The sequence below is a fragment of the Bacillus cereus group sp. BfR-BA-01355 genome, from assembly GCF_022663675.1.
Classification (GTDB): Bacteria; Bacillota; Bacilli; order Bacillales; family Bacillaceae_G; genus Bacillus_A; species Bacillus_A thuringiensis_S.
The window spans coordinates 1-24848 of the sequence record NZ_JAKUFY010000017.1; the positions used below are offsets into that span (position 1 = coordinate 1).

The following is a 24848-nucleotide window of genomic DNA, read 5'->3' on the forward strand; positions in this document are numbered from 1 at the left end:
TGGATATACTACGATCCAAGTTATATTCAGTATGGTGTACAATAGAGTGAAAATAAAAGGTGCCCCGTCAGAGGTGCCTTTTATTAAAAATATACAACTTTTACAAAGTCTGTATCGAAACCATAGTATACTATAGTAGATATATTTATAAAAAATAATCGAAAATGAAATAAAGGGGTAAAAATATGAATTATGTGCTAATAGGTGCGGTTTTAATATTATTAGCTGTAGTATTTGTGCTGTTTTATAAAAATAAACAGTTAGAATCAGAGAGTCAGCAAGTAGAATTTGAAAAGAAACAAGCGATTGAAACGTATAAAAATGAAATTGCAGCTACAGTGATAGAGCATACAGAACAACAAAATAATTTGAAAAATATGGAACAGAAAAAATACAATGATTTACAAGTAAGTGCAAATAGAGAAATTGAAAATATGCGTATGATGAAAAATCAATTAGCTGTGCAGCATAGTAAAGAACGTAGTGAAATACAAAATAAACATAATAATGAAATACATATGTTTCAAAAATTAATTGCAAATTTACGAGAATATACTAAAAACGGCGCTGAAATGAATACGTACGAAACATTACATTATATGAAGCGAGGATTCATAGAGCAAGGCATCATATTAGATGCTGAAATTCAAATCATGCCGAATGTTTTTATTAAAAATAATAGTGAAATAAACGATAATCGAATCCATCATCTCATCTTGTGCAAAACTGGTATTTATCTACTTGAGACGAAAGAATGGGAAGAGAAATTAGTTCATGGTTTAACGAAAGAAAATGCTGGTATATATTCATTTATGATTGATGAAATGGGTAAGTATCAACAAGAAGTTGAAAAAGAAGAGACATTTGAATATATAGTAGGTAAAGATTCGTCAACTATACAAGTGAAAAATGAAGGGAATCCAGTATATAAGGCGAAGAAACTATCTCAAATTTTATACAATTGTTTGAAAGAAATGCAGACTAATAGTATAAAAGAAAAGGTAAAACCAGTTGTATATTTTTATAATGAAAATGGAAAAGAAATAATAGATCTTTCTAGTGAGGAAACACCTAGATTAAAAGATCGGGAGCAAATTGTAACGTTCTTCAGAAATGAAATCTTAGCAGGGAAAATAGTATATACAGTGCAAGAATTAGAACAGATTCGAGAAATGATTAGCAGGATGAATTATATAGTGAGTTAAAAGGGGGGATCTTTCTGAGCGCTATGCTACGTGGCATTTTGTATGTCTATTTTTGTTTGTATATAGTAATGTACATTCTATTTATATTCGTCATCGATATGATCCATATGCCCTTAAGTGTAAGGAGCATTTTTGTAGTATTCATACCATTTGTTTTATTAGTCATGGTTCAAAGGGTTATTTTATATGCTTCTAAAAATCGTAATGAAGAAAAGAAGCAAATGTCTGGGGTTTTAATAGTAGCACTCATACCATTAATAGTATGCACTGTACAACTAAGTGTAAATGAATATACGTCAAAGTTTAATCAAAATAGATGGTTAAATCATGCAGAGAAACGGATACATATGGTAGATGATCTATTACAAAAATATAAATTAATAGGGAAATCAAATGAAGAAATTACACAATTGTTAGGAGCTTCAACGGACACGAGAAGTGGGGAAGAAGGAGTTATCACTTTGTATTATCTTGGGACTGAACGTGGCTTTATTCCAATAGATAGCGAACAGCTTGTTTTCCAATTTGATAGAGATGGAAAAGTCATGGAATATACGGTGCATAAAGATTAAAGAAATGTAGAGGGAAGCTATATGTTATAGCTTCTTTTTTATTTTTCAATATGTCACGGAAGGGGGAGAAGGTTTTTGAGTGGAATAAGGAATGAAAGCGGAGGTGATGCATATATATAGATGCATTGGGTGATTATTAGTCCGATTGGTGAGGGGTAATAATTAATAAGTACGGAAAAACCCCCCACTGATTAAAGTTTCATTTTATCATATTGTATAAATGAAAAGGAGGTAAGACGGTGAAAGCAATCCCGACTGATGTCCTGAGTAAAGAATTGATGGAAAGAGAAGGAGTTATCTCTATTACAGTAAAGGAATTTGAAAAGATAGAAGTAGCTGGAGTGGTGGTCGCTGGTCCAGCAGTTATTTTGATTAATCAAGATTAAGTACATATCATTGAAATAAAAAGCATCCGTCTAGGATGCTTTTTATTTGTATGTAAGGATAAATATGATGGATAATTGTGTTACTGGAGGGAAAGTCTGTGGCAATTATTATAACAATGTTAGTAATGGGTATTTTATTAGGATTTGTTGGAGCTGGAGGAGCTGGATTTATTATCGCGATACTCACTTTAGTATTCCAAATTCCTATTCATGTTGCTCTTGCAACATCTTTAACTGCAATGGCATTTACGACATTATCAGGTGTTGTAAGTCATTACCGTGAAGGCAATGTTGCACTTATTATAGGCGGGATTGTTGGGGGATTTGGCGCAATTGGCTCTTATATTGGTTCTAAATTTGGTTCACTTATACCAGCACATCTTCTTCATTGGTTTACAGCTGGGATGTTATTTTTATCGGCAATTTTTATGTTTATTAAATTAATTATGTTCCAAAACAAAGAAAAGTCGTCTTTATATAAACATAAAGAGTTTTCCGTGAACTACTTGTTGAAATGTGTATGCCTTGGATTAGTTACTGGAATGATGGCTGGTTCATTTGGGATTGGTTCTGCACCGTTTATTCAACTTGGATTAATGGTTCTATTGGGACTTACGATTCAGCAATCTGTAGGGACAACAATGCTTGTTATATTACCGATTGCAATTGGAGGCGGGATAGGATATAGTTCGGAAGGATATTTAGATTATATATTGTTATTACAAGTATTGATTGGGACCATGTTAGGGGCATACATTGGCGCGAAGTTTACAAATTATGCACCGCGAACGCTTTTGAGGTTTTCGATGATTATGACACCGGTTTTAGCTGGTTGTATGCTATTGATGGAATAAAGTGAAATTATAATCAGTAGGGGGTTACTGCTTACAAATAGCGGGATAAAATTAATATAGCAAACTATTAATATATTTTACGAATGAATTATATAGGTAATTCATATTTCCCATATAAAAGGATTTGTTTTAATATTATGAGTGTAAAGTTCGAGTATTCGAAGTACTACTTGAATTATATCCCTATCCCTTTTCTAAAAATGCGAACAAGTTTTGCCCTATTCTATTCAATAGTTAATTGCATAGAAATATATTGTTCGATGACCATTATGGAACGTACATAATGGGAAAATCCCGATCCTTAAAGAGGATGCCCCTAATCTTCATGTGAAAATATGATCGGATATGAAAGCTGACCAATTTATGGTCAGCTTTCTTTTTGTTCGAAAATTATTTCTTCTTTAATTTCTGTTTGCAATAATACAGTTTTTCCGAAGCGACGTTTGCATTCCGCGCGCACTTTTTCAAGGGCTAGTAGCTGAGTAGTGGCGGGAACTGTGACAATAGCTTGGCGAGGTTTTCGATTTTCTTCACAAAAGACACATTCCACAACATAATTAGAAATCATATTTTCATCCTTCCAGTTTTAATTTCTAAGAAGGGATTGTCTATGAAGTTGATGTAACTTTTCGTCATTGTTTTATTATTTTCCTCTTTTTTTCAAGGGGAAAATAATAAAGAAGGCGAATTTTAGTAGGGGAGGGATGTTTATGGAGAGATGGATAGGTAGTGCAGCGGTATGTGTAAATGAAAAAAATGAAGTTTTAATGGTATTGCAGGGCAAAGAGGGAGAAGAAAAAAGGTGGTCTGTCCCAAGTGGAGGACTTGAAAAGGGAGAGACACTAGAAGAATGTTGTATCAGGGAAGTTTGGGAAGAAACAGGTTACAATGTGGAAGTTGTAAATAAAATATATGAAAAAGAGGGTATTACATACGGTGTTCCAGTGTATGTCCATTATTATTTTGTTAAACAAATAGGCGGTAATATGAAAATCCAAGATCCTGATGAGTTAATACATGAAATTGCTTGGAAAGGGATACATGAAGTTGAACAATTGTGTTTAGCTTTTCCAGAGGATTATGAATTGCTGTGCCAATATATAGATAAAGAAGCAAGTATGTAAATACTTGCTTCTTTAATGTATCCAAGACAAGAAAAGCGGAACGATAACTAAACTAGCGCCTGCTGTTAAAAGCATAGATAAACTTGCAATTGTTCCTTCCACAGGACCGATTTCGAATGCTTTTGATGTACCGGTTCCATTTGCGCTCGTTCCTAACATAATACCTTTTGCGATTGCTGTTTTAATACGGCAAATACGTATGAGAGAAGGACCGAGCAATGCTCCTGTTAAGGCAGTTAAAACGACAAATACAGCAGTTAATTGTGACATACCACCAATCATTTCTGAAATAGCCATTGCGATTGGTGTTGTTACGATATGTGGCGCTAAACTATGTTCTAGTGATGAATCAATTTGAAAATAATTTGCTAGTAGTGCTGAAGTAATGACTGATAAAAACGAACCGACAATGACATTAAGTAAGATAGCCATTCCATGTTTCTTTAATAAATCAAAGTATTTATAGATTGGCCATGCAAAAGCAACTGTTGCGGGCTTTAATAATTCAGTTAACCAGTGACCACCAGATTCATATGTTTCATAAGGTGTATCTAATCCGAGCAATAAAGCAATTAAAATAATGGGACAGACGAGAAGAGGAGAAAGTAGACTCCAATTCCAACGTTGATACATTTTTTTTGATAGCCAATATGTGAATAGTGTTAATAGTAAACAAAGAAATCCGATCATTGCGTTGATCCTTTCCGCTTTAGTAGCAATTCTGTTAAAAGTCCTGTAACTAAGGTAACGCAAAGAGTGCTAATCATAATAATTAAAATGAGATCGATTCCATATTGTGTTAGTGTATCTCTGTAACGTATGACAGCGACTGCAGAAGGGATGAAAAATAAAATAAGTTCTTTTAATAAAAAATCTGCTCCGTCCTGTATCCATTCTTTTTTAACTAGGTTAAATTTTAATGAAATTAATAATAAAAAAATACCGATTATACTTCCTGGAACTGAGAGGTGTGCCTGTTTTGCAATCCATTCACCTGTCCAAGCGAAACAAAATAGTAACAAAATTTGTCCGCTTAACTTCCACCATTTCATACAGTAACCACCTCTTTCTTTTTTTACATAAAAATTGTAAAAAAGAATTAACAATTTCTACTATACGTTCATTCAAAATATTTGTCTAATATATAAATTATATGTTATTAATATATTAGACATATTAATCGAAAGTGAAAAGGGTGTCCAAAAATGGAATTACGGCATTTGCAATATTTTGTTGTTGTGGCAGAAGAGTTACACTTTGGACGGGCGGCTGCTCGTTTACAAATGACACAGCCACCACTTAGTCAACAAATACAGCAATTAGAAAAAGAAATGGGAGTTACATTATTTTCAAGAACGAAAAGAAAGGTTGAACTAACAGAAGCAGGAGAAATGTTTTTAAAAGAAGTAAAAAAGGCGTTTGAACAAATTGAAAAAGCAGTAGAAGTTGCACAAAGTGCGCAAAGGGGAGAAGTGGGATCACTTTCAATTGGTTTTGTAGGTGCAGCGATATACGATATTTTACCATCAATTGTTAGGGAATATAGAAAAAAATTTCCGAGAGTGTCTGTTGCATTACATGAATTGTCAACACCAGATCAAGTTCATGCACTTCATGATAACCGTATTGATATTGGCTTTTTACGTCCGCCAATTCCAACACAATTATTAGAATTAGAGCCAATTCAAAGGTTATCTTGCACCTTATGTTTACCAAAGGCACATCCGCTTGCAGAGAAAGATGAAATACATATAGAAGATTTACGAGATGAGCCGTTTGTATTTATTACGAGACCAGTATGGCCAGCTTTATATGATACAATTTTATCTCTTTGCAGAGAAGTTGGATTTAGTCCGCGTATTGTACAAGAAGCAACAGAGTATCAAACAGTTATGGGGCTTGTAGCAGCAGGAATTGGAATTACAGTAATACCCGTGTCGGCAAATAAGTTATATAAAACAGAAGTTGTATATAAAGAGTTATATGATTCTAATTTTGTTGCAGAAATGTCAGTGGCTTACAAAAAAATGAATAGTAATCCAGAGCTACTAGAGTTTTTAAAAATTGCAAGAGAGAAGAAAAGAATAGAAGTAGAAGATGAGTAATAGTAGTAACAGAAAATGGATTTAATTCAGATCCATAAAAGTACACCTTATTAAACAATAAAGCGGAAATGCAACTTAAGTTGCATTTCCGCTTTATTGTTCTTTTTTTAGCTCGATACTAAATAGATAAACGTGTTCATTTTCTTTTAAGAGTAGATCAATGCCTGTTTCTTCATCAATGATAGGAACGATTACAGTTTCTTTACTGGTTTGGATTACAGCAGCTAAAATCGTTTTTTGATTGTATTTTAAATTTTTTATAGATTGGATTGTAGTAGTTGCAGAGCTATTTACGATTGGTGGCGCTTCTTCAGGAACAAGTGTTGCACCACCATTAATATTAATATACCATTGCCCTTTTTCTGGTACATCTTCATTAAAGTAGGGGTATGGCGATATGAAAGAGAGTTTTATTTTCTTTTCTAGAAAATGTGAGGTAGCAATGTAAGCAATTTCTTTTGTTTTTTTACCATTGTTATAATAATCAATTGTAGCATTTATTTCATCTTTATCATTTTTAAGCGTAACGTTATAAAACATGCTATTTCCTTCTTGAAAAGGAGTCATTTGTAAAATAGAAGCTTGCTCTTTTGTTAATTTGTATGGCTCAACAGTGGCAACTTCATTGTTTATTAGTTGGCTACAACTTGTGAGTAATAATAAAGACAAGATTGATAGTAATTTTATACGCATGCAATCTCCTCCTTTTTACAATTATATTCTAAATGTGATTTTTTTATCATTTCGTTTTCTAGGACTAAAGACTTAGAAGAAATTCCGATTGTAGTGCGATGTTTAAAATGTCATATTTTTATACACTAGTAGTATAGAATGCGTATGTAATAAGGTAGGGGAAGAATTTTATGTCTTTATGTCGGTTAGCGAGAAAAAATATTAGAACATTTGCTACCAAAAGGATGAAGCAATTTATTTGGATTGCTATGAGTACTATGATTTTGTTTTTTATGATATCGTTACAATTTAATGAAGGAGCTATTTTGAAAGTAGGGGATACATTTGTATTTCAAATGTATTTTTACACACTGTTTATTGTACTAATTTTCATATGTATTTTTACTACATATAAAATGATGTCCTCCCTTTTGCTAGTGAGGAGAGAGGAGTTTACATCTTATGTAGCAGAAAATATAAAAAGAAAAGAAGTACTATGTTTATTATGTCAGGAGCAATTATTCATTTATGGAGCAGCATTTGTTTTCGGATTAATTAATGGGATGCTATTTTTGAAATTATTTACGGTTATCTTTATGAAAATCGCAGGGATACAAGGAGTAAATAGTGCGCCAATTACAATATATGCAATAGTAGTAGTGAGTATAATTATGATTGTTATCCTTCTATTATCGATGGTGCAATGTTTTCGATTTGTTCAAAGTTTACAAGATAAAAATTCGTTGCATTTCAAGAAAAAGGCATGAGAAATCATGCCTTTTTCTTGAAATGCCTTTTGAGAGGACTCCCACCTCTAAACGTAAATGAAGGTGGTGAGGTGAATCGAAAGAAATATTTTATTTTCAAGAAAAACAGAAACGTACGTTCTTTTTTGCTATAATATCCTTAACAAGGAGGTGAATAAAATGACAAAGGAAAATCCATCAAACTATAAAACTCTTCAAATTTGGATTAAAAAAGGGCATCGTATGTATTCTTATTTTCAAGAATGTTGTCATAACGCTAAGAATATGTATAACACCACAAACTTTTATATACGCCAGGTGTACACTGGATTAACACAAGAAAAAGAGTTGCAGCCTTTGCAAAAAGAAGTTCTGGATAATATTCATAAAAATATTGATAAGATGAATGACACACAACTTCTTGCCTATCGGAAGAAATTGGAAAAAGAGAAATTAAAGCCTAAAGAAGAACAGAAAGAGATTACATGTAATTTGTTTTCAGAACCTAATTTTGAAAAACCTTATGTAGATTACAACTTTCTAGATGCACTATTTAAGGCTATGATTCAAAATGATTATCGAGCTTTGCCTACGCAATGTAGCCAATCAATCATGAAGGGTTTGTTCCAAAATTGGAAATCTTTTTTTGCTAGTTTAAAAGACTATAAAAAGAATCCAAACAAATATGCTGGAACGCCTAGGATTCCAAAGTATATTCGTTCTTCTGAAAAAGAGATTCTGTATACAAACCAAGATTGTATCATTAAAAACGGTAGATTTTTAAAGTTTCCAAAGACGAAATTACAATTAAATATTGGGAAACTAGGTTTCACTGAAGGTAAACTGAAACAAGTTCGTGTGATTCCAAAATACAATGAATATGTAGTGGAATTGGTAATTGATGTTCCTTCTGAACAACAAATGATTGAAGAGAATGCTCGTTATATGAGTATTGATTTAGGGATTGATAACCTTGCAACCATCGTAACAAACACAGGTATGAAACCTGTCCTTGTTAAGGGCAAACATGTCAAAAGCATAAATCAATATTACAACAAAATGAAGAGTCATTTTACAAGCATTCTTAGAAATGGAAAACAAACGAATGAAGGACCTTTTACTTCTAAAAGGATAGAAAAACTTCATCAAAAACGTTACTTGAAAATAAAAGACGTCTTCCATAAAGTTAGTCACCATATCGTAAAACTAGCTCAAGAAGAAGAAGTTTGTAAAATCGTTATTGGTCAAAACAAAAGTTGGAAACAAGAAACGAATATGGGAAAAAGAAATAACCAATCGTTTTGTCATATCCCGCACAATTTACTGATTCAAATGATTACATACAAAGCAAATGCTGTAGGCATTCAAGTTGTTGTAACTGAAGAATCATATACATCGAAAGCAAGTTTTCTGGATAACGACTTCATTCCAACGTATGGAGAAAATGACCAAAATACAACTTTTTCAGGAAAACGAATAGAGCGCGGCATATATCGTTCAGCAAATAAAACTTTAATTAATGCTGATGTAAATGCTGCGGCTAACATTTTACGAAAAGTAATCCCAAATGCATGGACAAATGGGATAGAGGGGTTAGGCGTGAAACAGCTCGCTAATGTGTTAACTCCTCTGACGTTAATCGTCCGTTAGGTCGAAACGTTAGAAACCCCCACTTCAAGCTTTGCTAAGTGGGGGAGTGTTCATTTTACACATAAAAATAATCATGTTACAGTGAAAAGACCTGACAAAGAATGGGAAGGAAAGGTTGTATAGAATGACAAATGAACAATCAATTGTAAAAGTCGATCGGTTAACGAAGCGAATTGGCTCAAAGACACTTGTACAAAATATTAGTTTTGAAGTGAAAAAAGGCGAGGTTGTCGGTTTACTCGGACCAAACGGTGCTGGAAAAACGACTTTAATGAGAATGATGGTTGGTATGATCCGTATGACAGAAGGTGAAGTATGGATTGATGGTCAATCTGTGAAACAGCAATTTGAAAAAACCGCTGCGAAAATTGGGGCGGTAATTGAGACACCCGAATTTTATCCTTTTTTGAGCGGGTATGAAAATTTAACATATTTCGGACGAATGAATGGTAATGTGACCGAAGAACGTATCGATGAAGTAGTGAAATTGTTAGGAATGGGACAAGTAATTAATCGTAAAGTAAAAGCATATTCACTTGGCATGAGACAACGTTTAGGAATCGCTCAGGCGCTTATTCACGATCCGGATGTGTTGGTACTAGATGAACCGACGAATGGATTAGACCCTAGTGGAATACATGAAATGAGAATGTACATAAAAAAAATTGCACATGAACAAGGAAAAGCTGTACTTGTATCGAGTCACTTACTTTCAGAAGTTGAATTAATGTGTGACAGAGTTATCATTATTCAGCACGGGGAATATGTGGCTACGCAAAACATTCAGCATAGTCAAAGTGAAGAGATGGAGACGATCCGTATACGTGTAGATGATGCGAATAAAGCAGCGGAAATGTTAGGGCATGATGTTTTAGTAAAAGATAATGAATTAATTATTAACGTAAAAGATGAAGAAATCCCAAATGTTATTCGTACATTGCTTGAGAAAAACATTCAAGTGTATCGTGTATATGAAGAAAGAAAAACGTTAGAAGAGCAATTTTTAGAATTAACAGGGGGAAAAGATATTGTTTAATTTAGTATATAACGAACTGTATAAAATATTTAAGCGGAAGCGAACGATTATTCCATTTGCGGTTATTGCAGTATTAATAATCGGATTAGGGTGGGTTACGGTAAAGTATTTTGAACCGGAAACAAAAGGATGGAAAGTAGATTATACAGAACGTACTGTAGAAATTGAGAAAAAGCTTGGCATGAAAAAAGAAGCTATTTTAGCAGAAAAATCAGGGGATGAGCTTGTAAAAGAATACCAGCTTAAGATGAAGCATTTAGATACGGATACAGCACCGGCAAGCAGTTCCCCACTTTCTTTCATGAGAGATACAGGTTTTATCGTATTTCCAATTTTGCTCCCATTTATCCTCGTGTATGCAAGTACAATTTTTGCGAATGAATATAGCTGGGGAACATATAAGTTTTTAACAATCCGTCCGGCGAGTCGATTTAAAATTTTAACAGCAAAGTTTTTAGCAATCGTTATATTTGCAGCTTTATTGTTTATATTTAATATGATTTTCTCAGCTTTATGTGGACTTGTTATTTATAAATTCCAACAGCCTGCATGGAGTGAGTTTATTTTCCAAGATGGAAATATAATAAAACAAAATATTTTTGTAGAAGCAAGTAAATATTATGTTTTATCGTGGTTACCAACGGTTGTGTATGCATCGTTTGCATTTATGATTTCTGTGTTAACGAGATCTAGTGGAGGTGCAATTGGTATTTCACTATTCCTTGCTTTATCAGGCAATATTGCGTTATTAGCAGCCACTAGATATAACTGGGCGAAATATTTATTGCCAGCAAATACAGATTTATATAGTATTTCAAAGAATGGAAGTTTTATTGATGGAGTAACATTCCCGTTTGCATCATGTATGTTACTACTTTATTTGTTTGTATTTTTATGTATTTCATATACTGTGTTTTTAAAACGCGATTTAACTTAATTAGAAAAGCCGTTCAGAGTGCTGAGATGCACTTTGAACGGCTTTTTTTTATGAGAATTGTTTAAGTGCTCTTTCGGCTAGTAAAGCAAAGTATTCTGCACTTATAGGCAGTGCCTCTTCATTAATTGTAAAAGCAGGATGATGCCATTCATGTGTACCGCTCGTTCCCATAAAGACGAATGAACCTGGTATTTCCTGTTGGTAAAATGAAAAATCTTCTCCAGCCATTGACGGATTAGGCGAGATGATATTAAGATTCATCTTTGTGGCAACTTGAGTAGATAAGTCTGTAAGAGCTTTATCGTTGTGAACAGCAGGAGGACCTGAAAAAAAACGGAATTCCGTTTTTACACCTAATGCATCAGACACACCTTGAATAATACGCTCCATGAGTGCTGGAATCTTTTCACGTGTTTCAGCTTGGAACGTGCGAATAGTTCCTTCTAACGTAGCTTTTTCAGGAATCACGTTCCACGTATTTCCCGCATGAATATTTGTAACACTAACAACTGCATTATGAGATGAACTTATATTTCGGCTTACAATTGTTTGCAGTGCCATCACAATTTGAGAGGATGCGACAATAGGATCTACGCCAGCATCTGGTACAGCCGCGTGTGTACCAACTCCGTGAATTTCAATTTCAAATCGATCAACTCCGGCCATCAGTGGACCATCTTTAATGCCAACTGTACCTACTGATAAATCAGGTTTATTATGCATGCCGAAAATCGCTTGCACATTACGTAAATGTCCAGCATTAATAACTTTGCAAGCGCCATTACTACTTTCTTCAGCTGGTTGGAATATGAAGCGAACCGTTCCATTTAGGGAAGATTCTCTTTCTTTTAATAAGAAAGCAGTACCTAAAATAGCAGCTGTATGAAAATCGTGTCCACAAGCATGCATTTTCCCTGGTACTTTAGATGCATAGGACAAATGTGTTTCTTCTTGAATAGGAAGGGCATCAATATCAGCACGAACTGCTACAATTGGTCCGTTTTTATTACCAGACACTTCAGCGATAATTCCTGTTTCTAAATTGGAATCAATGATAGTAATGTTTTTTTCTTCTAACCAATTTTTTATTGCTTTTGTTGTTTCGAACTCTTCATATGATAGTTCTGGATACTCATGTAAATGTCGACGGATGGAAATAAGTTTTTCTTTTAGTTGATTTGAAATAGATACCATGTAGTATGCCTTCTTTCTTCAGCAAAATCTTTACTATAAGTATACAACAATAAAAGAGAGGATTTTCAAATGAAAATCCTCTCTCGTTCATGCTGCTATTTTTTTATGCGTATGATGTTTACGATAACGTCCGCGTCCACGCATTGCGTATGCAATTTGCGGGATTGCAATCCCGATTAAAATAAGTGATACACCGAACCATTGTGAAGATAGTACAGCCTCTTTTAAAACGAATACTGACATAATTGTTGTAACCGGTAGTTCCGCTGCACCAAGAATAGTCGCTAAGCCAGAACCGATTTTTGGAATCCCGATTGTAAAGGCAATAGATGGAATTACGATACTAAATGTTCCTAATCCTAAACCGTATTTCCAAAGACCTTGAGAAATGGCACCATTAAAAATAAATGTTGGTGGAAATACAATCATGACTAAAGTTAAAGCACCAGTCATTAAGAGAACACCGCGCGGTAATGAAGGTACTTCAACAGCAACTTTTCCGCTCACGAAAATGTATGTTGCGAATGTAACAGCAGATAATAAACCTAAAATGATTCCAGTCGTATCGAAAGCACCTGCTGATTGTTCTAGTAAACCACTGGATAAAAATGTCCCTACAAGTAAGAAAATAACAGAAATAACTTTTTCTCTTGAAGGTAATGTTTTTGTTGCGACTGCTTCAATGATAATTCCGACCCAAACGAATTGGAATAAAAGAATAATTGCAATAGAAGCTGGTACAGTTTTTAATGAAGCATAATAAAAAATTCCGGTAAAACTTGCAGATGTTCCTGCAACGAATAAAAGTAATGCTTGCTTTAAAGGAACGCGATGTCTAGAAAATAGAAGTGTAATAGCAAGCAAAATAATCCAACCGAACAAATATTGGCTGCCAATTACTTCTCCAAGTGAAAATCCTTCTGCATATGCAAGCTTAACAAAAATAGCTAAAATTCCATAACTACACGCTCCTAATAAAACTAAAAGAGAATAACGAAGCATGAAAAATTCCTCCCATCTATATGAAGTTGTTCCGTATCGAAAATATATAACTAGAGGGAAGTATACAAAATTAGAAATAAAGGGTCAAATGAAAGAAAAGTATGACATTTTATAGAATAATAATAAAAGTATGATATTTATGCATAATCTTGAAATTATTAATAGTAGAAGTATTATAAAATCAACTTTGCATTGTATAGAGACAGCATTTGAAAAAAATATTTTTTAAACTAATATGTAAATAGGCGTACTAGTAGCGTGCTAATTATTTGAGAAACTATGTTACCTTTGTTATGTTAATAACAATTAAAGGAGTTTCATAATCCATTTGAGTTTTTTCTATTATAATAGTAGGAAATGAAAACGTTTTATTAGAAACTGTGGGGAAGTGTGGTTTTTCTTATTGCCACGTTGTAAAAGTGATTTCACGAATTGTTCATAGTATTTTTATGTGTTTTTGTTACAATATTTAGGGAGAGGAGTGGAATGATGCAAGATATTAGTATTTTTTTAGCGTTTGGCGCCGGGTTCTTATCATTTATTTCCCCATGTTGCTTACCGCTTTATCCGGCATTTTTATCGTACATAACAGGTATGTCGGTTTCTGAATTGAAAGAAGAAAATGCAATGCTTCGCAAAAGAAGTATGATACATACAGCGTTTTTCTTACTTGGATTTTCAATTATATTTATTGCAATTGGATTTGGTACAAGTTTTATTGGAGGAATCTTTACTGACTATAAAGATTTAATCAGACAGTTAGGTGGTATCTTTATCATCGTGTTCGGCTTAATTATTGTCGGGGTGTTTAAGCCGAAATTTTTAATGCAAGACCGTAAATTTACATTTAAAAATCGTCCAAGTGGCTATTTTGGATCAGTACTAATTGGATTAGCCTTTGCAGCAGGATGGACGCCATGTACCGGACCAATTCTAGTGTCCGTAATTGGATTAGCAGCAACAAACCCAGAATCTGCAATGATTTACATGATTGCTTACATACTTGGATTTGCTATCCCGTTTTTCGTACTGTCATTCTTTATTACGAAAATGTCTTGGATTAAAAGAAATAGTATGGCCTTCATGAAAATCGGAGGATATATTATGATTGTTATGGGTGTCTTCTTATACTTTAACTGGATGACGAAAATTATCGTATATTTCTCAAGTTTATTTGGTGGTTTTACCGGTTTTTAGTATTATTCTGCGAAAATGTTGGAAATACTAACGGAAAAGCATATAATGAAAGTATATTTTGCATATAGCCACAAAAAAGGATGAGAAAATATGAACATAGTTGTTTTATCCAGTATCGTTGCTGTTTGTATGGCTGTCGGTGCGATGTTTATTCGTTTAAAAGCAGCTAAGAAACCTGCAACATTGAAAAAAATTATACTTCCACCATTTTTTATGAGTACGGGCGCATTGATGTATGTTTTTCCTGAATTTCGATTAACTCCAGCAGAAATGTTAGAAGCAATTGGTGTCGGTTTGATTTTCTCTATTTTTCTTATTAAAACATCTAAATTTGAAATTAGAGGACAAGAGATTTATTTGAAGCGTTCAAAAGCCTTTGTTTTTATATTAATTGGATTACTTGTAGTGCGGATTGTATTTAAAACATACTTAAGCCAATCTCTTGATTTAGGACAACTTAGTGGCATGTTCTTCTTACTTGCGTTTGCGATGATTGTGTCATGGAGAATTGCAATGTATCGTTCCTTTACGAAATTACAGAAGGAAATGGAAAAAGAAGATGGTTTTTATAATGAAAAAGATATGAAGCTAACTTAAAAACTGTATATGTACCAAATAAAAAGACAGCGTCAAAGGCGCTGTCTTTTTTATCGAAAATAATATGAAGTTACTTTGCGAGTAAAGATTGATAGTTAGAATAATCAATCTTTTTTTCTTGTAGTTTTTTAATTAAAAATTTATGATCACGCTTTGGTGTGGCAATGATATATCCTTTAATAATTAAGTCTTGTGTAATTTGAGAGGCATTTTCTTGTAATGCAAGTTCCCCAATTTTGCCAGCGATTTTTGATTTTGCAACATCGCGAAATAGTTCTGGAACAGGACTTACAAGCTCTTCTAACAATTGTTTTTGTTCGTCAGCCCATAAATGTCTCGTTTTATTTATGTAGTGTTCTTCCCAATCCAAAATGGACATGCCGTCTTCTTTTGGTAATCGTTTTAAAAATTTTCTGAACATAAAGTATCCACCGATAGACATAAGTCCTAATAAAATAACCGTCCATAATACAATGAACCAACTGAACCATCCTTCGAGCAAGCATATCCCCCCTTAATGATTACGGTTTTCTTTTATTCATATTATATACAGTGAGATTAATAGAAAGCAAGAACGCTTGGTCATTTTGACCAAGCGTTATAGTTTAAACGAAGTATAGTTGTTCAACACATAAATTATTATTATCGTCTTCAACATACTCAATAATAAGTGTGCCAACTTTACGATCTTTATCTTCAGTTGTGAAAATAGAGTAAGAAGTAAAACGTGTTTTTGATAGGCCGCTTATATGTGTAGGTAAAGAAATGTAGTCGTTATCGCGGAAGAATTCCATCAGTTCAATATCCTCAAATTCTTTTCGGTCAACTTGTTTGTTTGTATAGCGGCGTTGAAGTTGTTTTAAAGATTCATTCCAAGAAATTGCTTTTGTGTCGTATACCATTGTTCTATCTCCTTACTGTATGTAATTATTAAGAACATACGTTCCAATCTAGTATACTCTTTTTATTAGAAAAGGGAAAGCAAAAAATAATGTAAGCTTGGATTTCCAAGCTTACATTATTGATGCGTCCGTCATAATCTCTATTTTTCATTATAAGTTAGATAAGAATAAGAAACAAGATGATATATATAATGTTGAGAGTTTTCAAATTTCTGTATATTATAGGTGTACTAAAGTGTAAGGGAATGAGAGGCATGGCATACGTAATTTCACTGCAAGGGCCGATGGCAAGCGGAAAAACAACATTGGCTAAAAGATTAGAAGAGAGAGGATATTCGGTTATATATGAAAATCCTTATCCAATTGTATAAAAGCGAAAGCAATTAAATTTGGATGTGAATTCAAAAGAAGGGTTTATCATAAATCAAAAAATGTTTATCGAAGTAAAAATAAAGGAGTTTCAAAATGTGAAAGATTCAGTTGTTATTTTTGATCGTGGACCTGAAGATATTGAATTTTATACACTTTTTTATCCAATGATTATAGGGAAAGAGTGGGATATAGAAACTGGATTGAAAGATGAATTATATAAATTAAGAGAATGTCGTTCAGATGCTATTTTTTATTTAGATGTGACGAAAAAGAATGTATATGATAGAAAAAATAACGATAGGACAAGAAAACGAAGTACATTTGATGAGCAATTTAAATTAGTAGAAACGGAAAAAGATTGGTATAGACAATTTCCTGTAACTTATTTGGACACGAATAGATTAACAGTGGACGAATTAGAGGCATATTTTATGAGATGGTTGAAGGAGAAAGCGTTATGAAAAAAATACTTTTATTCGTATATCCAACATTTGCGGAGTTTGAAATAACGGTAGCTACAGCATTGCTGAAAAAGAAATATGACATCATTACAGTAGGTTTAACTAAGGAATTGGTTATAAGTGAAACTGGGTTGCAAGTGCAGCCGCATATAGAAGTAAGTGAAGTACGTGTAGATGAGTATGAGGGGATACTTATTCCAGGTGGAGAAGAAGTACAGTTAAAAGATGCAAAAACTCTTTTTTCAATCATTCGTCAATTTCATGAACAAGAAAAATTAGTGGCGGCAATTTGCGCTGGACCGTATGCGCTAGCAAAAGCAGGCTTATTTAAGGGGATTTCTTATACTGCGACCATAGATTATCAAAAATTCGATTGTTTTCCAGTAAAAAATTTTGTGTATGAAGAAGTTGTGAAACATTCAAATATTATTACAGCACAGGGGCATGCATTTGTAGCATTTGGAATAGTGATTGCCTCTTATTTTGGAGTGGCAGACGAACATAATACAAATTTTTATTGTGGTAAAGGCAATGTAGTAATGGAGAAACTTTTACGAGAAAACGTGTAAAAGCTAGCAAATGCTAGCTTTTTTCTTTTTTACACCGATAAATTACTAACGTTTTTGGATCGCGCCATATACCGTTATGGAGAGATAATTCCTTGTTGATTTCTTCTGTTAGCCATTCTTTCATCTCGGCTTGAAGATACATATTATCGGGTATATTTAGCGATGGAAACATGCTAGAAATATAGTTTACTATTGGGGTAGCATGATGAAAAACGAGCGCATTATGAATAACTGTTTCTTCAACAGTTGGAAAAACGGATTGTAATATCTCTTTACCGTTTTCTAAACAAAATGGAGTGACTGATGATGTTGTTTTCGGTAAATCAAATGCGTCTAACATGCGGTTACACATTTCAACTATACGAGGTAGTGTAACGTTAGAATTTGTTGTAGCTAAAAGTGAGCCACCGGGACGAATTACTTTATGTAATCCTTGAATTGTTGTTTCAACGTCTTTCACATGGTATAACATATGTCTTGCAATTATTAGGTCATAACAATTTGTTTCAAAAGGAAGTTTATTAGCATCCCCTCGTTTCCATTCTATTAAGTTATTCGTCTTAGCAGCTTCAGCAAGCATAGCTTCGGATTGATCCAACCCGGTTAATGGGCCTTTATGACCATTTGTTTGTAAAAGGGAAAGGAATTTTCCACTAGCGCACCCAACCTCTAATATGCTTTCTTCCCCTTGAAGTTGTAAATGTTCAATAACGATTTCATCTAAATTCACTTGTTTTTCTTCGTAATGTTTATGCGTATCGATACGTGTTTGTAAATTGTTACTGACGCTATATTGCCGTTTTACATCATTCATTTTTTCACATTCCACCTTCGTGCAAAATTGCTGAATCGCATGTGTTAATACGTCGGTTTTCTTTAAACCTTCATATTGAAGTGCAGATTCAAACCTTTCAAGTAATTTTTCTTCAATTCGAAAATGAATATCTTTTCGCTTCGTCATTGAAATATCGCCCCTTTGCATCTGTTAGTGAGACTATAGCATGTCTGAAAAATTTGTGTAAATCATTTGTGTACACAAATGGAGGAGATGAAAAAAATGTTTGAATGTGAGTTTAAACTATTGACGATTTAACCGTTTTCATATATTCTTAAATTAAGAAATATTCAAATAATTAAAAGAAATGAGAGAGTCACATGCTTCTTCAAGGAACACATCGAATTGGTCGTATGGCCATGTTGTTGGCACTTGCGGATGAGAATGAAAGCCCTGTATTATCTATTCCAAAAGGTTGGAAGTATTGTACGGGGAAAGTGGGTTCGATGAATTCGCAAAAAGTTGTAGCAGCAATGGAAACAGCGGCTAAGAGCAACCAAGTTATTGAAACAGATGTTTACAGAGAAACACATGCACTTTATCATGCAATTATGGAAGCATTGTACGGAGTGACGAGAGGTCAAATTCAGTTAGCAGACGTTCTTCGTACAGTAGGACTTCGATTTGCGATTGTGCGCGGTAGACCATACGACGGAAAAAAAGAAGGCGAATGGGTTGCTGTTGCGCTATATGGAACGATTGGTGCACCTGTAAAAGGATCTGAGCATGAGGCGATTGGTTTAGGAATTAATCACATATGATTTGCCCATAGTCTATTAGTTAGAAGGGGGCCTTACTTTTTTAGGACAGAAGTCTGTCTTAAAAAGATAAGGTCCCCTTTTGCCTTTTTAAGGAGGAAAAAAAGAATGATTACGTTAACAGGACACACATTGACAATTGAAGAAATGAAGAGATTGTTACTTGAAGGGGAAGGTGTAACAGCCTGTCCAACTAGTATGCAAAAGGTGGCGGAGTGCCGCGAAGTTGTTGAGAAAATTGTCGAGGACGGAAAAGTCGTTTATGGTATTACAACTGGATTTGGAAAGTTCAGTGATGTGCTTATTCAAAAAGATGATGTAAAGGCACTTCAACACAATTTAATTCAGTCACATGCATGCGGTATAGGCGATCCATTCCCTGAAGAAGTATCACGCGGTATGTTAATTTTACGAGCGAACACGATGCTTAAAGGAGTATCTGGTGTTAGACCGCTTGTTGTAAATATGCTTCTTGAGTTTGTAAATCGTAAAATTCACCCAGTTGTCCCGCAACAAGGTTCACTTGGTGCAAGTGGAGATTTAGCACCTTTATCTCATCTCGCTCTCGTATTATTAGGCGAAGGTGAAGTGTTCTATAAAGGGAAACGCGTTCATGCAATGGTTGCTCTTACAGAAGAAGGGCTTGAGCCAATTGAACTTGAAGCGAAAGAAGGTCTTGCGTTAATTAATGGTACGCAGGCGATGACAGCACAAGGAGTTCTTTCTTATATAGAGGCAGAAGCAACGGCGTATCAAGCTGAACTAATTGCTTCGATGACAATTGAAGGGTTACAAGGCATTATTGATGCATTTGATGAAAATGTTCATAAAGCACGTGGTTATAAAGAGCAAGTAGATGTAGCAAGCAGAATTCGTGACATTCTTCATGATAGTAAGTTAACAACAAAACAAGGAGAACTACGTGTACAGGATGCCTATTCACTTCGCTGTATCCCGCAAGTACACGGTGCTTCTTGGCAAGTTTTGAATTATGTGAAAGAAAAATTAGAAATTGAAATGAATGCAGCAACGGATAATCCGCTAATCTTTGATGGCGGAGAAAAAGTAATTTCGGGCGGGAATTTCCATGGTCAACCGATTGCGTTTGCGATGGACTTCTTAAAAGTAGGAATGGCGGAACTTGCAAATATTTCGGAGCGTCGTATTGAGCGTTTAGTAAATCCGCAATTAAATGATTTACCTCCATTTTTAAGTCCAGAACCAGGACTTCAGTCTGGTGCAATGATTATGCAGTATGCAGCAGCATCACTTGTTTCTGAGAATAAAACGTTAGCACATCCAGCGAGTGTAGATTCAATCCCGTCGTCAGCTAACCAAGAAGATCATGTAAGTATGGGAACAATTGCTTCACGCCATGCACATCAAATTATTCAAAATGCAAGACGTGTTCTTTCAATTGAGATGATTTGTGCAATGCAAGCAGCAGAATATCGTGGTATTGAAAACATGAGTACAGTGACGAAGAGCTTCTACCATCAAGGTCGTCAGCAAGTACCTTCTATTACAAATGACCGTATATTCTCAACGGATATTGAAAATATTGCGCATTGGTTAAAAACGAATTATTCGATAAAAGAAAGATTAGATGTAAACGCAGCACTATAAAATGAGAAAAGGGAGAGATTGAAATGGAAAAAATACAACAAACAATTCGCGCGCCAAGAGGTACAGAGTTACAAACGAAAGGGTGGGTGCAAGAAGCTGCACTTCGTATGTTAATGAACAATTTAGATCCTGAAGTTGCTGAAAAACCAGAAGAATTAGTTGTATATGGCGGAATTGGCCGTGCAGCTCGTAACTGGGGAAGCTACAATGCAATTGTAGATTCATTAAAAACGTTAGAAAGCGATGAAACGTTACTTGTTCAATCAGGAAAACCAGTTGCCATTTTTAAATCACATGAAGATGCACCGCGCGTTCTGTTAGCGAACTCAAACTTAGTACCAAAATGGGCGAATTGGGATCACTTCCGAGAACTAGAGAAAAAAGGACTTATGATGTACGGACAAATGACAGCTGGTAGCTGGATTTACATTGGAACACAAGGGATTCTACAAGGAACATATGAAACATTTGGTGAGGCAGCTCGTCAACATTTCGATGGTTCATTAAAAGGTACATTAACACTTACTGCTGGTTTAGGTGGTATGGGTGGTGCACAACCTCTTGCTGTAACGATGAATGGCGGTGTTGTCATTGCTATTGATGTAGATAAGCGCAGCATCGATCGTCGTATTGAAAAGAGATATTGTGATAAGTATACAGAATCATTAGAAGAAGCATTGGCTATTGCAAACGAGTATAAAGAGAAGAAAGAGCCTATTTCAATTGGATTATTAGGTAATGCAGCAGAAATTTTACCTGAGTTAGTAAATCGTAATATTATCCCTGACTTAGTTACGGACCAAACATCTGCTCATGATCCATTAAACGGTTATATTCCAGTAGGTTATACGTTAGAAGAGGCAGCGAAACTTCGTGAAGAAGACCCAGAACGTTACGTACAATTATCAAAAGAAAGTATGACAAAGCACGTAGAAGCAATGCTTGCGATGCAAGAAAAAGGCGCAATTACATTTGATTATGGAAATAACATTCGCCAAGTTGCTTTCGATGAAGGTTTGAAAAATGCTTTCGATTTCCCAGGATTTGTTCCAGCATTTATTCGTCCATTATTCTGTGAAGGAAAAGGACCATTCCGCTGGGTAGCTCTTTCTGGTGATCCAGAAGATATTTATAAAACAGATGAAGTAATTTTACGAGAATTCGCTGACAATGAGCATTTATGTAACTGGATTCGTATGGCGCGTCAACAAGTGGAGTTCCAAGGGCTTCCATCACGTATTTGTTGGCTAGGTTACGGTGAGCGTGCGAAGTTTGGCCGCATCATTAATGAAATGGTGGCAAATGGTGAATTATCAGCACCGATCGTTATTGGTCGTGACCATTTAGATTGCGGTTCAGTAGCATCTCCAAACCGTGAAACAGAAGCGATGAAAGACGGTAGTGATGCAGTAGCAGACTGGCCAATTTTAAATGCATTAATTAATAGTGTAAACGGTGCGAGTTGGGTATCTGTTCACCACGGTGGCGGCGTTGGTATGGGTTATTCACTTCACGCTGGAATGGTTATTGTTGCAGATGGAACAGAAGCAGCAGCAAAACGTATTGAGCGCGTATTAACTTCTGACCCTGGTATGGGTGTTGTTCGTCACGTTGATGCAGGATATGACTTAGCAGTGGAAACTGCGAAAGAAAAAGGCGTTAACATTCCAATGATGAAATAAGGGGGAGAAAACATGCTGGACACTTTACTAATAAATATCGGTCAATTACTAACAATGGATCAAGAAGATGGCTTGTTAAGACGGGAAGCGATGAACACGCTTCCTGTTATCGAAAACGGTGTGGTTGGAATTGAAAATGATGTAATCACTTTCGTTGGAACAGCGGAAGAAGCGAAAGGACTTCAGGCGAAAGAAGTTATTGATTGCGGCGGGAAAATGGTTTCTCCTGGTCTTGTTGATCCGCATACTCATCTTGTATTTGGTGGATCTCGCGAAAATGAAATCGCACTAAAATTACAAGGAGTTCCGTACTTAGAAATTTTAGAACAAGGCGGAGGTATTCTTTCAACTGTAAATGCAACGAAACAGGCGTCGAAGGAAGAACTTGTTCAAAAAGCGAAATTCCATTTAGACCGTATGCTATCTTTCGGAGTTACTACTGTAGAAGCGAAGAGCGGTTACGGATTAGATGATGAGACGGAATGGAAACAATTAGAGGCAACAGCACAATTACAAAAAGAGCATCCGATCGATTTAGTTTCCACATTTTTAGGTGCTCATGCAGTTCCGAAAGAATATAAAGGTAGATCGAAAGAATTTTTACAATGGATGTTAGACTTATTGCCAGAAATGAAAGAGAAGCAATTAGCGGAGTTCGTTGATATTTTCTGTGAAACAGGTGTGTTCTCTGTCGAAGAATCAAAAGAGTTTTTATTAAAAGCGAAAGAGCTTGGCTTTGATGTGAAAATTCATGCGGATGAAATAGACCCTCTTGGTGGTGCGGAAGCAGCGGCAGAAATTGGTGCAGCATCAGCGGACCATTTAGTTGGCGCTTCTGATAAAGGGATTGAAATGCTTGCAAACTCGAATACAGTAGCAACATTATTACCAGGAACAACTTTCTATTTAAATAAAGAAAGCTTTGCTCGTGGTCGTAAAATGATTGATGAAGGTGTTGCAGTTGCGTTAGCTACAGACTTTAACCCAGGTAGCTGTCCAACTGAAAATATTCAGCTTATTATGAGCATTGCGATGCTAAAACTGAAAATGACACCAGAAGAAGTGTGGAATGCCGTAACGGTTAACTCATCATATGCCATTAACCGTGGTGATGTAGCTGGGAAAATTAGAGTTGGTCGTAAGGCAGATTTAGTTTTATGGGATGCTTATAATTATGCTTACGTACCGTATCATTACGGCGTAAGTCATGTGAATACAGTATGGAAGAATGGTAATATTGCATATACAAGAGGTGAACAATCGTGGAGCACGGCCACTATTTAAAGAAGAATGCAAAGTTTATTGATCGTGAAGTGACAAAATGGAGTGAGATGATTAAAGATTGGGAGGAAGGCGTAGAAATATTCGGTGCTGCCTTAATTGGAGCACCCCTTTCTAAGCCATCTATTAGTCATTCAGGAGCAAGTTTTGCTCCAAAAACAATTCGTGCGATGTTAGATGCATATAGTACGTACGCAATTACAGAAGAACACGATATGAAAGAAAGTGTCTTATATGATTGCGGCGATATCACGATGCATGTGACGGATATAAAAGAAAGTCATAACCGAATTGCGAAAACAGTTGGTCATGTAACGAAAGTAAATCCGAACATGATACCAATCGTTCTTGGTGGTGACCACTCGATTAGTTTTCCGAGTATAACAGGCTTTACAAACAGTAAAGGAAAGGTCGGGATTATTCAATTTGATGCTCATCATGATTTACGTAATTTAGATGATGGAGGCCCGTCAAATGGTACACCATTCCGTAGTTTATTAGAAAATGATGTCATTACAGGGAAACAACTTGTTCAAATTGGAATTCGTAATTTTTCTAACGCACGTGCGTACCATGAATATGCAATAGAGCATGGCGTAACAGTGTATACAATGAAAGACGTACGAGAGCGAGAAATAAAAGATATTATCACGGAAAGTATTGAAGTATTAAGAAAACAAGGTGTGACTTCTATTTATATTTCTCTTGATATGGATGTACTAGACCAAGCGTTTGCACCAGGTTGTCCAGCAATTGGGCCTGGTGGAATGGATAGTACGACTTTACTAGATGCGATTGAATTCCTTGGTAAAGAACCGCTCGTTCAAGGAATGGATATAGTAGAGATTGATCCAACTCTTGATTTTAGGGATATGACGAGCCGAGTAGCTGCGCAAGTAATTATGAGTTTTCTTTTAGCGAGGGAAATAGTTAGTAAGCAGGTTAGTATATAGACGGAAAAGTAGATCTTTATCTATGCATTATCAAAAACACATTACTACTCAAAAGTAGTGATGTGTTTTTATGTTAAAAGAGAATGAATGTGTATGGAACCGTTAATAAAATTGCGGGTTGTTATAGTATAT

The 24848-nt window shown here is 35.1% G+C and carries 27 protein-coding genes and 1 pseudogene; 19 read left to right on the forward strand and 9 right to left on the reverse strand.

What is annotated here, in order from left to right; genetic code table 11:
* Window positions 1-185: 185 nt before the first annotated feature.
* The 4 genes from MR167_RS07985 to MR167_RS08000 all read left to right on the forward strand — a co-directional run bounded on the left by MR167_RS07985 (window position 186) and on the right by MR167_RS08000 (window position 3017).
* Window positions 186-1205 carry an NERD domain-containing protein gene (locus MR167_RS07985; protein WP_001110282.1) on the forward strand — a complete coding sequence of 340 codons (1020 nt, stop codon included), beginning with the start codon at window positions 186-188 and terminating at the stop codon, window positions 1203-1205.
* A gap of 23 nt (window positions 1206-1228) precedes the next feature.
* Window positions 1229-1777 (forward strand): hypothetical protein, encoded by a 549-nt coding sequence (locus MR167_RS07990; RefSeq protein WP_000943748.1) that lies wholly within the window; start codon window positions 1229-1231, stop codon window positions 1775-1777.
* A gap of 239 nt (window positions 1778-2016) precedes the next feature.
* Window positions 2017-2163 (forward strand): BC1881 family protein, encoded by a 147-nt coding sequence (locus MR167_RS07995; RefSeq protein ID WP_000644411.1) that lies wholly within the window; start codon window positions 2017-2019, stop codon window positions 2161-2163.
* A gap of 98 nt (window positions 2164-2261) precedes the next feature.
* A complete protein-coding gene (locus tag MR167_RS08000) occupies window positions 2262-3017 on the forward strand; it encodes a sulfite exporter TauE/SafE family protein (protein ID WP_000974667.1) in 756 nt (251 codons plus the stop codon).
* 367 nt (window positions 3018-3384) lie between these two features.
* On the opposite strand, the gene MR167_RS08005 is transcribed toward MR167_RS08000, so the two are convergent.
* Window positions 3385-3585, reverse strand: coding sequence for a DUF3903 domain-containing protein (locus tag MR167_RS08005; protein WP_000625226.1), 201 nt, complete (start codon window positions 3583-3585; stop codon window positions 3385-3387).
* Window positions 3586-3727: 142 nt separating this feature from the next.
* Between MR167_RS08005 and MR167_RS08010 the strand changes: the two genes are divergently transcribed.
* The gene (locus MR167_RS08010) at window positions 3728-4141 is read left to right on the forward strand and encodes an NUDIX hydrolase (protein ID WP_000442975.1); all 414 of its coding nucleotides are present in this window, start codon (window positions 3728-3730) and stop codon (window positions 4139-4141) included.
* Window positions 4142-4153: 12 nt separating this feature from the next.
* On the opposite strand, the gene MR167_RS08015 is transcribed toward MR167_RS08010, so the two are convergent.
* Window positions 4154-4831, reverse strand: a complete 678-nt coding sequence (locus tag MR167_RS08015; protein WP_000578965.1) for an LrgB family protein — start codon at window positions 4829-4831, stop codon at window positions 4154-4156.
* Window positions 4828-5193 (reverse strand): CidA/LrgA family holin-like protein, encoded by a 366-nt coding sequence (locus tag MR167_RS08020; RefSeq protein WP_242314342.1) that lies wholly within the window; start codon window positions 5191-5193, stop codon window positions 4828-4830. Before MR167_RS08020 ends, MR167_RS08015 begins: the two co-directional genes overlap by 4 nt.
* A 153-nt stretch (window positions 5194-5346) precedes the next feature.
* On the opposite strand from MR167_RS08020, the gene alsR reads away from it, so the two are divergent.
* Complete coding sequence (gene alsR, locus MR167_RS08025) at window positions 5347-6246, forward strand: acetoin biosynthesis transcriptional regulator AlsR (protein WP_000423234.1); 900 nt, start codon at window positions 5347-5349, stop codon at window positions 6244-6246.
* Between the two features lie 93 nt (window positions 6247-6339).
* On the opposite strand, the gene MR167_RS08030 is transcribed toward alsR, so the two are convergent.
* Window positions 6340-6939: a hypothetical protein gene (locus tag MR167_RS08030; RefSeq protein ID WP_001220625.1), complete on the reverse strand. Its 600-nt coding sequence runs from the start codon at window positions 6937-6939 to the stop codon at window positions 6340-6342.
* Between the two features lie 170 nt (window positions 6940-7109).
* Between MR167_RS08030 and MR167_RS08035 the strand changes: the two genes are divergently transcribed.
* The 4 genes from MR167_RS08035 (at window position 7110) to MR167_RS08050 (ending at window position 11287) form a co-directional block, all read left to right on the forward strand.
* On the forward strand, window positions 7110-7685 hold the full coding sequence (locus tag MR167_RS08035) for an ABC transporter permease (protein ID WP_127725910.1): 576 nt from the start codon (window positions 7110-7112) through the stop codon (window positions 7683-7685).
* Between the two features lie 159 nt (window positions 7686-7844).
* Window positions 7845-9314, forward strand: a complete 1470-nt coding sequence (locus MR167_RS08040; protein ID WP_000159708.1) for an RNA-guided endonuclease InsQ/TnpB family protein — start codon at window positions 7845-7847, stop codon at window positions 9312-9314.
* A gap of 124 nt (window positions 9315-9438) precedes the next feature.
* Window positions 9439-10350: an ABC transporter ATP-binding protein gene (locus tag MR167_RS08045; RefSeq protein WP_000180626.1), complete on the forward strand. Its 912-nt coding sequence runs from the start codon at window positions 9439-9441 to the stop codon at window positions 10348-10350.
* Window positions 10343-11287, forward strand: a complete 945-nt coding sequence (locus MR167_RS08050) for an ABC transporter permease (protein WP_000482759.1) — start codon at window positions 10343-10345, stop codon at window positions 11285-11287. The genes MR167_RS08045 and MR167_RS08050 overlap by 8 nt, the downstream gene beginning before the upstream one ends.
* A 48-nt stretch (window positions 11288-11335) precedes the next feature.
* On the opposite strand, the gene MR167_RS08055 is transcribed toward MR167_RS08050, so the two are convergent.
* Entirely contained in the window at window positions 11336-12481 is a 1146-nt protein-coding gene (locus tag MR167_RS08055; RefSeq protein WP_242314344.1) for a M20 peptidase aminoacylase family protein, read from the reverse strand.
* A gap of 87 nt (window positions 12482-12568) precedes the next feature.
* Window positions 12569-13483 carry an EamA family transporter gene (locus MR167_RS08060; protein ID WP_000947042.1) on the reverse strand — a complete coding sequence of 305 codons (915 nt, stop codon included), beginning with the start codon at window positions 13481-13483 and terminating at the stop codon, window positions 12569-12571.
* Window positions 13484-13972: 489 nt separating this feature from the next.
* On the opposite strand from MR167_RS08060, the gene ccdA reads away from it, so the two are divergent.
* Window positions 13973-14680, forward strand: coding sequence for a cytochrome c-type biogenesis protein CcdA (ccdA, locus tag MR167_RS08065; RefSeq protein ID WP_001152674.1), 708 nt, complete (start codon window positions 13973-13975; stop codon window positions 14678-14680).
* A gap of 90 nt (window positions 14681-14770) precedes the next feature.
* Entirely contained in the window at window positions 14771-15277 is a 507-nt protein-coding gene (locus tag MR167_RS08070; RefSeq protein ID WP_001028640.1) for a CcdC family protein, read from the forward strand.
* Between the two features lie 70 nt (window positions 15278-15347).
* Here the strand turns inward: MR167_RS08070 and MR167_RS08075 are convergent, their stop codons facing one another.
* A complete protein-coding gene (locus MR167_RS08075) occupies window positions 15348-15779 on the reverse strand; it encodes a DUF2621 domain-containing protein (protein WP_000889371.1) in 432 nt (143 codons plus the stop codon).
* Between the two features lie 103 nt (window positions 15780-15882).
* A complete protein-coding gene (locus MR167_RS08080) occupies window positions 15883-16179 on the reverse strand; it encodes a hypothetical protein (protein WP_000262400.1) in 297 nt (98 codons plus the stop codon).
* Between the two features lie 254 nt (window positions 16180-16433).
* Between MR167_RS08080 and MR167_RS08085 the strand changes: the two are divergent.
* Together MR167_RS08085 and MR167_RS08090 are read left to right on the forward strand one after the other, a co-directional pair.
* Window positions 16434-17012: pseudogene (locus MR167_RS08085) on the forward strand (AAA family ATPase).
* A complete protein-coding gene (locus MR167_RS08090) occupies window positions 17009-17581 on the forward strand; it encodes a DJ-1/PfpI family protein (protein ID WP_000722190.1) in 573 nt (190 codons plus the stop codon). The pseudogene MR167_RS08085 and the gene MR167_RS08090 overlap by 4 nt, the downstream one beginning before the upstream one ends.
* Window positions 17582-17594: 13 nt before the next feature.
* Here MR167_RS08090 and MR167_RS08095 read toward each other — a convergent pair whose 3' ends face one another.
* Window positions 17595-18542: a class I SAM-dependent methyltransferase gene (locus MR167_RS08095; protein WP_242314346.1), complete on the reverse strand. Its 948-nt coding sequence runs from the start codon at window positions 18540-18542 to the stop codon at window positions 17595-17597.
* 194 nt (window positions 18543-18736) lie between these two features.
* Between MR167_RS08095 and hutP the strand changes: the two genes are divergently transcribed.
* The 5 genes from hutP to hutG all read left to right on the forward strand — a co-directional run bounded on the left by hutP (window position 18737) and on the right by hutG (window position 24716).
* The gene (gene hutP / locus MR167_RS08100; protein WP_000926515.1) at window positions 18737-19177 is read left to right on the forward strand and encodes a hut operon transcriptional regulator HutP; all 441 of its coding nucleotides are present in this window, start codon (window positions 18737-18739) and stop codon (window positions 19175-19177) included.
* A gap of 105 nt (window positions 19178-19282) precedes the next feature.
* Window positions 19283-20800: a histidine ammonia-lyase gene (gene hutH, locus MR167_RS08105; RefSeq protein ID WP_000631844.1), complete on the forward strand. Its 1518-nt coding sequence runs from the start codon at window positions 19283-19285 to the stop codon at window positions 20798-20800.
* A 23-nt stretch (window positions 20801-20823) separates the two neighbouring features.
* Window positions 20824-22482 (forward strand): urocanate hydratase, encoded by a 1659-nt coding sequence (hutU, locus tag MR167_RS08110; protein WP_242314348.1) that lies wholly within the window; start codon window positions 20824-20826, stop codon window positions 22480-22482.
* Window positions 22483-22494: 12 nt separating this feature from the next.
* The gene (gene hutI / locus MR167_RS08115) at window positions 22495-23766 is read left to right on the forward strand and encodes an imidazolonepropionase (protein WP_000887549.1); all 1272 of its coding nucleotides are present in this window, start codon (window positions 22495-22497) and stop codon (window positions 23764-23766) included.
* On the forward strand, window positions 23745-24716 hold the full coding sequence (hutG, locus tag MR167_RS08120) for a formimidoylglutamase (protein ID WP_242314350.1): 972 nt from the start codon (window positions 23745-23747) through the stop codon (window positions 24714-24716). Before hutI ends, hutG begins: the two co-directional genes overlap by 22 nt.
* Window positions 24717-24848 lie beyond the last annotated feature (132 nt).

Coding starts and splice junctions, on each gene's coding strand:
- MR167_RS07985 (WP_001110282.1), top strand. CDS start 186: ATGAATTATGTGCTAATAGGTGCGGTTTTAATATTATTAGCTGTAGTA.
- MR167_RS07990 (WP_000943748.1), top strand. CDS start 1,229: ATGCTACGTGGCATTTTGTATGTCTATTTTTGTTTGTATATAGTAATG.
- MR167_RS08005 (WP_000625226.1), bottom strand. CDS start 3,585: ATGATTTCTAATTATGTTGTGGAATGTGTCTTTTGTGAAGAAAATCGA.
- MR167_RS08010 (WP_000442975.1), top strand. CDS start 3,728: ATGGAGAGATGGATAGGTAGTGCAGCGGTATGTGTAAATGAAAAAAAT.
- MR167_RS08015 (WP_000578965.1), bottom strand. CDS start 4,831: ATGATCGGATTTCTTTGTTTACTATTAACACTATTCACATATTGGCTA.
- MR167_RS08020 (WP_242314342.1), bottom strand. CDS start 5,193: ATGAAATGGTGGAAGTTAAGCGGACAAATTTTGTTACTATTTTGTTTC.
- alsR (WP_000423234.1), top strand. CDS start 5,347: ATGGAATTACGGCATTTGCAATATTTTGTTGTTGTGGCAGAAGAGTTA.
- MR167_RS08030 (WP_001220625.1), bottom strand. CDS start 6,939: ATGCGTATAAAATTACTATCAATCTTGTCTTTATTATTACTCACAAGT.
- MR167_RS08035 (WP_127725910.1), top strand. CDS start 7,110: ATGTCTTTATGTCGGTTAGCGAGAAAAAATATTAGAACATTTGCTACC.
- MR167_RS08040 (WP_000159708.1), top strand. CDS start 7,845: ATGACAAAGGAAAATCCATCAAACTATAAAACTCTTCAAATTTGGATT.
- MR167_RS08045 (WP_000180626.1), top strand. CDS start 9,439: ATGACAAATGAACAATCAATTGTAAAAGTCGATCGGTTAACGAAGCGA.
- MR167_RS08055 (WP_242314344.1), bottom strand. CDS start 12,481: ATGGTATCTATTTCAAATCAACTAAAAGAAAAACTTATTTCCATCCGT.
- MR167_RS08060 (WP_000947042.1), bottom strand. CDS start 13,483: ATGCTTCGTTATTCTCTTTTAGTTTTATTAGGAGCGTGTAGTTATGGA.
- ccdA (WP_001152674.1), top strand. CDS start 13,973: ATGCAAGATATTAGTATTTTTTTAGCGTTTGGCGCCGGGTTCTTATCA.
- MR167_RS08070 (WP_001028640.1), top strand. CDS start 14,771: ATGAACATAGTTGTTTTATCCAGTATCGTTGCTGTTTGTATGGCTGTC.
- MR167_RS08080 (WP_000262400.1), bottom strand. CDS start 16,179: ATGGTATACGACACAAAAGCAATTTCTTGGAATGAATCTTTAAAACAA.
- MR167_RS08090 (WP_000722190.1), top strand. CDS start 17,009: ATGAAAAAAATACTTTTATTCGTATATCCAACATTTGCGGAGTTTGAA.
- MR167_RS08095 (WP_242314346.1), bottom strand. CDS start 18,542: ATGACGAAGCGAAAAGATATTCATTTTCGAATTGAAGAAAAATTACTT.
- hutP (WP_000926515.1), top strand. CDS start 18,737: ATGCTTCTTCAAGGAACACATCGAATTGGTCGTATGGCCATGTTGTTG.
- hutH (WP_000631844.1), top strand. CDS start 19,283: ATGATTACGTTAACAGGACACACATTGACAATTGAAGAAATGAAGAGA.
- hutU (WP_242314348.1), top strand. CDS start 20,824: ATGGAAAAAATACAACAAACAATTCGCGCGCCAAGAGGTACAGAGTTA.
- hutI (WP_000887549.1), top strand. CDS start 22,495: ATGCTGGACACTTTACTAATAAATATCGGTCAATTACTAACAATGGAT.